Origin of the sequence: Rhodosalinus sp., assembly GCF_041685465.1 — a bacterium.
Taxonomy (GTDB): Bacteria; Pseudomonadota; Alphaproteobacteria; order Rhodobacterales; family Rhodobacteraceae; genus Rhodosalinus.
The window spans coordinates 1-7,921 of sequence record NZ_JAWLFS010000141.1; the positions used below are offsets into that span (position 1 = coordinate 1).

7 protein-coding genes are annotated in these 7,921 nt (G+C 69.6%); all 7 read right to left on the minus strand.

Annotated elements, in window-relative coordinates:
• On the minus strand, positions 1–897 hold an 897-nt coding region (locus tag ACESL7_RS10255), incomplete at its 3' end, for a thiolase family protein (RefSeq protein ID WP_372893229.1).
• Complete coding sequence (locus ACESL7_RS10260; protein ID WP_372893230.1) at positions 897–2,360, minus strand: hypothetical protein; 1,464 nt, start codon at positions 2,358–2,360, stop codon at positions 897–899. The genes ACESL7_RS10255 and ACESL7_RS10260, both read right to left, overlap by 1 nt.
• Before the next feature lie 5 nt (positions 2,361–2,365).
• On the minus strand, positions 2,366–3,730 hold the full coding sequence (locus ACESL7_RS10265) for an acetyl-CoA carboxylase biotin carboxylase subunit (protein WP_372893231.1): 1,365 nt from the start codon (positions 3,728–3,730) through the stop codon (positions 2,366–2,368).
• Positions 3,731–3,734: 4 nt separating this feature from the next.
• On the minus strand, positions 3,735–4,226 hold the full coding sequence (accB, locus tag ACESL7_RS10270) for an acetyl-CoA carboxylase biotin carboxyl carrier protein (protein WP_372893232.1): 492 nt from the start codon (positions 4,224–4,226) through the stop codon (positions 3,735–3,737).
• Positions 4,227–4,237: 11 nt separating this feature from the next.
• Complete coding sequence (locus ACESL7_RS10275; RefSeq protein ID WP_372893233.1) at positions 4,238–6,019, minus strand: pyruvate, phosphate dikinase; 1,782 nt, start codon at positions 6,017–6,019, stop codon at positions 4,238–4,240.
• The gene (locus ACESL7_RS10280) at positions 6,019–6,621 is read right to left on the minus strand and encodes a hypothetical protein (RefSeq protein ID WP_372893234.1); all 603 of its coding nucleotides are present in this window, start codon (positions 6,619–6,621) and stop codon (positions 6,019–6,021) included. The genes ACESL7_RS10275 and ACESL7_RS10280 overlap by 1 nt, the downstream gene beginning before the upstream one ends.
• A partial coding sequence (locus ACESL7_RS10285; RefSeq protein ID WP_372893235.1) for a class I adenylate-forming enzyme family protein occupies positions 6,618–7,921 on the minus strand: 1,304 nt, incomplete at its 5' end. The genes ACESL7_RS10280 and ACESL7_RS10285, both read right to left, overlap by 4 nt.

The following is a 7,921-nucleotide window of genomic DNA, read 5'->3' on the forward strand; positions in this document are numbered from 1 at the left end:
CGTCAGCTTGCGGGTCGCCGGGATCACGCCGGTGAGCATCATCACCGGATCGTCGCCGGTGACGGCGAATCCCGAAACGGCCGCGCGCGGCGTCAGGCCCAGCCGCTCCGCCGTCTTCTCCTCCGCGATCAGCATGGCGCCCGCGCCGTCGGTCACCTGGCTCGCGTTGCCCGCGGTCACGCGCCAGCCGATTTCGGGGAAGCGCGCCGCCATCTCGTCGGAGTGGAAGGCGGGGGTCAGGGCGGCCAGCTTCTCGGGGGTGGTGTCGGGTCGGGGGCCTTCGTCCGTCTCCACGGTGCGCCCCTCCACATCCAGCGGCACGATGTCGGGGGCGACGATCCCGCGCGCCGAAACCGCGTGCTGGTGCGAGCGAAAGGCGTAGGCGTCCAGCTCGTCGCGCGAGAGATCCCATTTCGCGGCGATCAGCTCGGCGGATATCCCCTGATGCACCAGCCCGTCGGGGTAGCGCGCGTGCAGCATCGGCCCGAGGTTGTCGCGCCCCATCCGGTTCGACTTCATCTCGACCCGGCTCATCATCTCGACGCCGCCCGCGATCACCATGTCATAGGCCCCGGCGATCACCCCCTGCGCGGCGAAATCCATCGCCTGTTGCGCAGAGCCGCACTTGCGGTCGAGCGTCACCGCCGGCACGGACTCCGGGAAACCCGCGGCCAGCACCGCCTGACGTCCGATGTTGGCCGCCTGTTCGCCCACCTGGATCACGCAGCCGGTGATGACATCCTCGACCAGCGCGGGGTCGACGCCCGTCCGCACAACCAACGCCTGAAGCAGGCGCGCGTAGAGGTCCACCGGATGCAGCGCCGCCAGAGCGCCATTCGCCCGCCCCCGCCCGAAGGGCGAGCGCACCACGTCCACGATGACCGCGCGGCGGGCCATCAGGCCCCCTTTCGTCTCAGCGTCAGGTTCATCGCCTCGCTGCGGATCTGCACGACGGGGCTGTTGGCCACCTTCATCAGCCGGCGCGCCTCGTCAAGCTCGGGCGAGGACAGCAGCGGATAGTCGCGCGCGACCGGGCCGGCCGCCCACATCGCCTTGAGGTCGTGCTCGGGCACCAGCGCGCGCAGGATCAGCTCGTCGTCGTTCTTCGTGCCATAGCGCTTGCGCAGCTCCTCGATGGTGGGCTGCTCGGGCGGGTTGGCCACGACTTCCTTCGCGCGCGAAGACGACATGATGCGGTCCATCACGTCCGGCTCGACGGGCGCGACCGGATCGCCGTAGAAGCCGGCGGCGTACTGGATCACCTCGTCCGGCACCACGGAGTAGCGCTCTCCAGTGACGACATTGAGCACGGCGAGCGTGCCCACGAGCTGCGAGAAGGGCGTCGCCATTCCGGGATACCCGAGCTCGCGACGCACGACGGCGGTTTCCTCCAGCACGTCGGCCAGCCGGTCCGTCATGTTGTACTGCGCGAGCTGCGCCTTGAGCGTGCCCGTCATGCCGCCGGGGATCTGGTGCTCCATCGCGAGAACGTCGTATTCGTTGAACTGGTCGACGAGGAAGCCCGCGGCCTGCCCGACCGCGCGGAAGTGATCCGCCACCGGCTGGAAGAGCGAGGTGTCGAGGTCGTGCGTGTGCCCCAGAAGCTCGATGTTGCGCACCACGCTCTCGGTCGAGGGCACCGAGGGGCCGTTTGCCATCGGTCGTGACGCGGTGTGCAGGATGGTCACGCCATACTCGATGATGTCCACATAGGCCTTGCCGGAAAGGCCGAGGATGTTGTTGGCGTGGAACTCCAGCGGCGTGTCGCCGATCTTCGCCTTGATCGCGGGCACCAGCGTCTTCAGGCGCTCCTTTTCCAACACGCCCGCCGTGTCGTAGAGCAGGATCGTGTCGATATCGGGAGAGGCGGCGAGTTGCCCCGCCTTCTCGGCGAAGAATTCGTCGGTGTGCACGGGCGAGAGGGCGAACATCACCGCGCCCGCCACCTCGGAGCCGTATTCCTTCGCCACCTTCGCGAGACGGTGCATCTTGTCGATGTTGAAGAGCACGTCGTAGATCCAGAAGGATCGCACGCCGTGCTCGTTGAGCTGCCGCATCCAGCAGTCCATCAGCGCGTCGGGCGTCACGCCGAAGGTCACGGAGGCGTTCGACCGCATGCCGCCCCGGAGGCGTGTGCGCGGCATGGCGTCGACCAAGAGATCGAGCCCCTCCCACGGGTTTTCGCGGGCGTGCTTGATCATCACCTCCATCAGCGACGAGCCGGCAAGGTCGATGACACGGAAGCCCGTCTTGTCGACGAGAGGTGCCACCGGAAGGGCCATGCCGGCCTGCATGCGCATCCCCCAGAGGCTCTGCTGGCCGTCGCGCATGGTCTCGTCGAGAAATTCGATATGGGCCATCGGGCTCACTCCTGTTCCAGAAAGGCGGGCAAGGCGCGATCCTCGAGCCAGCGCGTCGAGAAGGCGCCGGTGCGGAAGTCGGGGTGCCCGATGATGTGGGCGGCCAGTGGCAGCGTGGTCGCCACGCCCTCCAGCCGGAAATCGCGGATCGCGGCGAGCATTCCCTCGATGGCATCCTCGCGGCTCGAGGCCTTGACGATCAGCTTGCCCACCATGCTGTCGTAGAAGGGCGGGATCATGTCGCCCGCCCGCATGTGGCTGTCGAGGCGAATGCCCGCGCCTTCCGGCGGGTGCCAGTCCGTCACGCGGCCGGGGGCTGGAAGGAAACCGTTGCGCGGATCCTCGGCGTTGATCCGCACCTCCAGCGCGTGACCACCGAAGGTCACATCCGCCTGGGCCACGCCGATCCCCTGCCCTGCCGCGACCGAAATCTGCCGCGCGATCAGGTCATGGCCGGTGATCTCTTCGCTGACGGGATGCTCGACCTGGATGCGCGAGTTGACCTCGATGAAGTAGAAATCCTCGCGATCCATGTCGTAGAGGAACTCGACAGTGCCCGCGTTGCGGTAGCTGGCGTGGGCACAGAGGCGCACGGCGGCCGCGCGCATCCGCGCCTGCACCTCCGCGGGCATGGCGGTGACCTGCGCCTCCTCGATCAGCTTCTGGTAGCGCCGCTGGACCGAGCAGTCGCGGTCGCCGAAATGCACCACCGCGCCCGCGCCGTCGCCCACGACCTGCACCTCGACGTGGCGGGCGCGCTCGACGAAACGCTCCATGTAGAGCCGCCCGTCGCCGAAGGCGGCCTCCGCCTCGCGGCTGGCGCGGGCGAAGCTGGATTTCAGCTCCTCGGGTGTGCGGGCGAGGAACATGCCCTTGCCGCCGCCGCCCGCGCTGGCCTTCATCACCACCGGGTAGCCGATCTCTTCCGCCGCCTCCTGCGCGCGCGCAACTTCGGCGATGTGATCGGTGCCCGGCACGGTGGGCACCTCCGCCGCCTCGGCGAGCCGGCGGGCCGAGAGCTTGTCGCCCAGCGCCTCGATCGTCTCGGGGCGCGGCCCGACGAAGGCGATGCCCTCCTCCGCGCAGCGCCGCGCGAGGTCGGGCTTTTCCGACAGGAAGCCGTAACCGGGGTGAAGCGCGTCGCAGCCCGTCGCCTTCGCCGCGTGCAGGATCAGATCGACGTCGAGGTAGCTCTTCGGCGCCTGCGCCGGCCCGAGAACCACCGCGCGGTCGGCCATCGTGGCGCCGAGTCCGTCCCTGTCGGCCTCCGACACGCCGAGCACGGTCTCGAGCCCCAGCGCCTTGGCGGTGCGCAGGATGCGGACCGCGATCTCGCCGCGGTTGGCCACGAAGAGTCGATTGATCGTCATGCCCTCAGTCCGGCTCGATCCACATGAGCGTCTGGCCGTATTCGACCATCTGCGCGTCCTCGACACAGATCTCGCGAACCGTGCCCGCGACGCCCGCGCGGATCGTGGTGAAGAGCTTCATCACCTCGATCAGGCAGACCTCCGTTTCCGGCGTCACCCGGTCGCCCACCGAGACGTAAGGCGGCGCCGCGGGCTCGGGCGCCTTGTAGAAGGTGCCGAGATTGGTGGCGGCGACGGCCACCCAGCTCTCGTCCCGCGCGGCGGGCGCCGTCTCCGTCGGGGACTGCGCGGGCGGCGCCGGGGGCGTGATCGCGGCGGCCGCAGGGGGCGGCGCCGGCGCAGCCGCCGGGACCGGCGCGGGTGTCGTGGGGCCGCGCGCCGCGGGGTCCTTGGACAGGAAGATCTCCTCCCCTCCGATCTCGAGATGCATCTCCTCCCAGTCGGAGTCGTCGAAGATGCGGATCATGGCGGCGATGTCGCGCGTGCTGAGGCTCATTCCGGTCCCTTTCACCCTTGCGCCGCGACAGCGACGGTCTCGCGGTCTTCATGCGCCTGTCCAACGCGCGCCCCCGCGAGCAGCAGCGGCAGCACGGGCCGGCCGATCACGAAGCGGAGCTTCGCCGCGATGGCGGCGCCCATGCCCTCTTCGCTGGCGAGCGCGCCGCCCGTCGCCGCCTCCGCCCCGGCCAGAAGCGCCGGGAGCTTTGCCGGATCTTCGCCGCCCTCGACGGCATTCAGATCGACGATACGCGCCTCCGGCGCGGCCTCGGGCGTGAAGACCCCGATCGGGCAGGCGGCGGCGGCCCAGTCCTTGAGCTGCGCGAGGTCAGCCTCGGCGTCCTCGTCGGGTGCTTCGGCGGCGAGCGCGCCGTCGTAGACGCGGCCCGTCGCGCCGTCCGCGGTCACCGTCCGGCCGGCCTGTCCCGTCACGCTGCCGAGGCCGCAGCCCACCACGCAGGCCACGCCGAGCGCGCGGCTGACCACGGCGGCGTGGCTCGTGGAGCCGCCCTTCTCGGTGATGACCGCCCTTGCCGCGAGCATCCCGTGCAGATCCTCGGGGCTGGTGGTCACGCGGGCCAGGATCACGTCCTCGCCGAGCGCCGCGCGGCGCTCGGCCTCGTCGCTGTCGGTGACGACGGTGCCGATGCCGATACCCGGCGAGGCGGCCTCGCCCTGGCAAAGCATGTCCGCGCGCTCGGCCTCGCCGGGTTTCAGCCTCGGCGCGAGGAGCAGGCGCACCTGATCCGGCGTCACCCGGCGCAGCGCGACCTCGGGCGTGATCACCCCCTCGCGGACCATCTCGGTGGCGATGCGCACGGCAGCCGCCGGCGCACGCTTTGCCGCGCGGGACTGGAGCAGGAAGAGCTCACCCTTCTGAACGGTGAACTCGATATCCTGCACGTCGCCGTTTGCCTCCTCCAGAACGGCGCTCGCCCTCATCAGCGCATCGAACGCCGCCGGCACGGTCTCGCGCATGGTCTCCACCGGCTGCGGCGTGAACTTGCCCGAGACCACGTCCTCGCCCTGCGCGCGGGCGAGGTATTCGCCGTAAGGTTTCCGCTCGCCGGTGATCGGGTTGCGGGAAAACAGCACGCCCGTGCCGCTGGCCGCGTCCATGTTGCCGAAGACCATGGCCTGCACCGCCACGGCGGTGCCCAGGTCGTCGGGGATGCCGTGATGCTTGCGGTAGCGTTTCGCGCGCCGCCCGTTCCAGGAATGGAAGACGGCGTCGATCGACGCGAAGAGCCGGTCGCGCGGTGTTTCGGGGATCGCCCGCCCCGATGTCTCACGCAGCGTCGCGGCCCAGCTGTCGGCGTCGCCCTCGGCGGGAAACTCCGCGCCCACGCATTTCAGCACGATGTCGGCATAAAGGTCGTAGAAGCGGCGATGCACGTCGTGGGCGAAGGCCGGATCGCCCATCTCTGCGCCGAGCGCCGCTTCTGTCTCGGCGCAGATGCCCATGTTGAGGATCGTGTCCATCATGCCGGGCATCGAGATCGGCGCACCCGAACGCACCGAGACGAGAAGCGGCTGCGGCCCGTGCCCGAAGCGCCGGCCCGTTTCCTCTTCGAGCCAGGCCATGCCGGCGTCGATTTCCTCCGCGAGCCCGTCCGGCCAGTCGCCTTTCCCGAGGAACTCGACGCAGGCGCGTGTCGTCACCACGAAGGCCGGCGGCACCGGCAGCCCAAGCGCGCGCATCCGCGCGATGGACCAGGCCTTGCCGCCGATCAGGGCCTTGTCGGGCAAGTCCGGCCCGTCGAGCCGCAGGGTCCAGCGGGGATCGGCCATCACTCCACCCGCTCCTTGCCGAGGATGCGCAGCAGATCCTCGTGCAGCTCGAACCAGACCGTGTGATAGCTCATGATCCTGGCGTCGCTGACCCATTCGATCGCGCCGTCCTCGGCCCGCTCCAGCGCCTGCAGAAGCATGTCCTTGTAGACCTTCAGGCGCGGCACATGCGCGATCAGGCGGTCAAGCACCGGCTCGGCCTTCTCGTGCAGGTCGCCCAGCCTGTCGATGATCGCCGCGTCGTGGTCCTTGTCCGAGTGGTCGTTCGGCAGCCGCTCGCCCCCCACTTCCATCGTCTGCCAGTCGGTGATGAGCTGCTTGATCTGGTCGTTGACGGCCTCGAAGTCGGTATAGGCCCGGTTCATCTCTGCATTGGCGCGCTGTTCGGCGAAGTCGCGGGAATAGCCCGACTGGAGCGAGATCGCGGCGGTTGGGGCGAGGATGTATTTCTCGCCCGCCCTGTTGACGCGCCCGGCTTCCGCGGCGGCGTCCAGATGGCGCTTCACCACCTCCTCGGGCAACCCGGTGATCTGCGCGACACCCGCCGGGTCGCCGTGCTTCTTGATGGCGAGCCCGTGCAGGGCGAGGGTCTGCTCGTTCATGTGCTCGTCTCCTTCTCGTGGGCCGCGCGCACCCGGTCGCGCACCTCGCGGCGCAGGATCTTGCCCGCGGCGCTCTTGGGCAGTTCGGGCCAGACCTCGACGGACTTCGGCGCCTTGTGGCCGGCGATGCGGGCGCGCACCTCGTCGCGGATGCGCTCGGGGTCGAGATCGGCGCGTCCCGCGACGACCGCATGCACCCGGTCGCCCCATGTCTCGTCGGGGAGACCGATGACCGCGGCTTCCACCACGCCCTCGCAGGCGAGCACCGCATCCTCGACCTCGCGCGGGTAGACGTTGTAACCGCCCGAGATCAGCATGTCGTTCTTGCGGTCGAGGATGTAGAAGAAGCCGTCCGCGTCCATCCGCCCTACGTCGCCGGTGTGCAGCCAACCATTCCGGAACGCCTGTTCCGTCGCCTCGGGCCGGTTCCAGTAGCGGGCCATGGTCATCGGCCCGCGCACGCAGATCTCGCCGATCTCGCCCGGCGGCAGTTCGCGGTCCTCGTCGTCCATCACCGCCACCTCGGCGATGGTGAAGGGACGCCCGCAGGAGCCCACCCGGTCGTGATCCTCGGGCTTGAGGCAGGTGATGACCATGGGGCTTTCGGCCTGCCCGTAGGTCTGGGCGAAGACCCGGCCGAAGCGCGCCTCGGCCCGTTCGTAGAGCCGCGGCGAGATGGGCGAGGCGCCATAGGCGATGCGGCGGAATTTCAGGTCGGCGCGCTCGATCCCCGGCGCCTCCATCAGCATGGCCAGCATGGTCGGCACGAGGAAGGTGAGCGAGGCGCCCTCGGCCTCGGCCAGTTGGATGAACTCGTCCGCGTCGAACTTCGTCATCACGAGCGAGCGCGCGCCACGCACCAGGCTGGGCAGGAAGAAGGCGCCCGAGGCATGCGCGATGGGCGCCGCGTGCAGGAAGGTATCGCCCTCGCGGATGTCCGGCATCAGGTCGGTGAGAAAGGCCGACAGCTCCGCCAGTTCGCCGCGCGTGCTCAGCGTGACCGCCTTGGGCTGCCCCGTCGTGCCGCCGGTGTAGCCCAGCCGCAGGGGCGCATCGAGCGGGCGGTCCACCTTGCACGGGGTCGCGTCGCCGCCCTCGATCATGGCGCACAGCTCATCCCAGCCGATCTGCATCGCGGGTGTGAGCCCGTCGAGCCCCGCGTGCAGCACGCAGACCGAGCCGCTGTCGCCCAGCTTGTAGTTGTGATCGGTCAGCGTCTCGCGCGTGTTCATGCCGACGCGCACCAGCCCCGCCTTGGCCAGCGCGTAGTAGGCGACGATGCACTCGATCGAGTTCGGCA

What these genes read in the sequence shown, in the direction of transcription:
- ACESL7_RS10280 (WP_372893234.1), bottom strand. Translation starts at nt 6,621, where the DNA reads ATGAACGAGCAGACCCTCGCCCTGCACGGGCTCGCCATCAAGAAGCAC.
- ACESL7_RS10260 (WP_372893230.1), bottom strand. Translation starts at nt 2,360, where the DNA reads ATGGCCCATATCGAATTTCTCGACGAGACCATGCGCGACGGCCAGCAG.
- ACESL7_RS10275 (WP_372893233.1), bottom strand. Translation starts at nt 6,019, where the DNA reads ATGGCCGATCCCCGCTGGACCCTGCGGCTCGACGGGCCGGACTTGCCC.
- ACESL7_RS10265 (WP_372893231.1), bottom strand. Translation starts at nt 3,730, where the DNA reads ATGACGATCAATCGACTCTTCGTGGCCAACCGCGGCGAGATCGCGGTC.
- accB (WP_372893232.1), bottom strand. Translation starts at nt 4,226, where the DNA reads ATGAGCCTCAGCACGCGCGACATCGCCGCCATGATCCGCATCTTCGAC.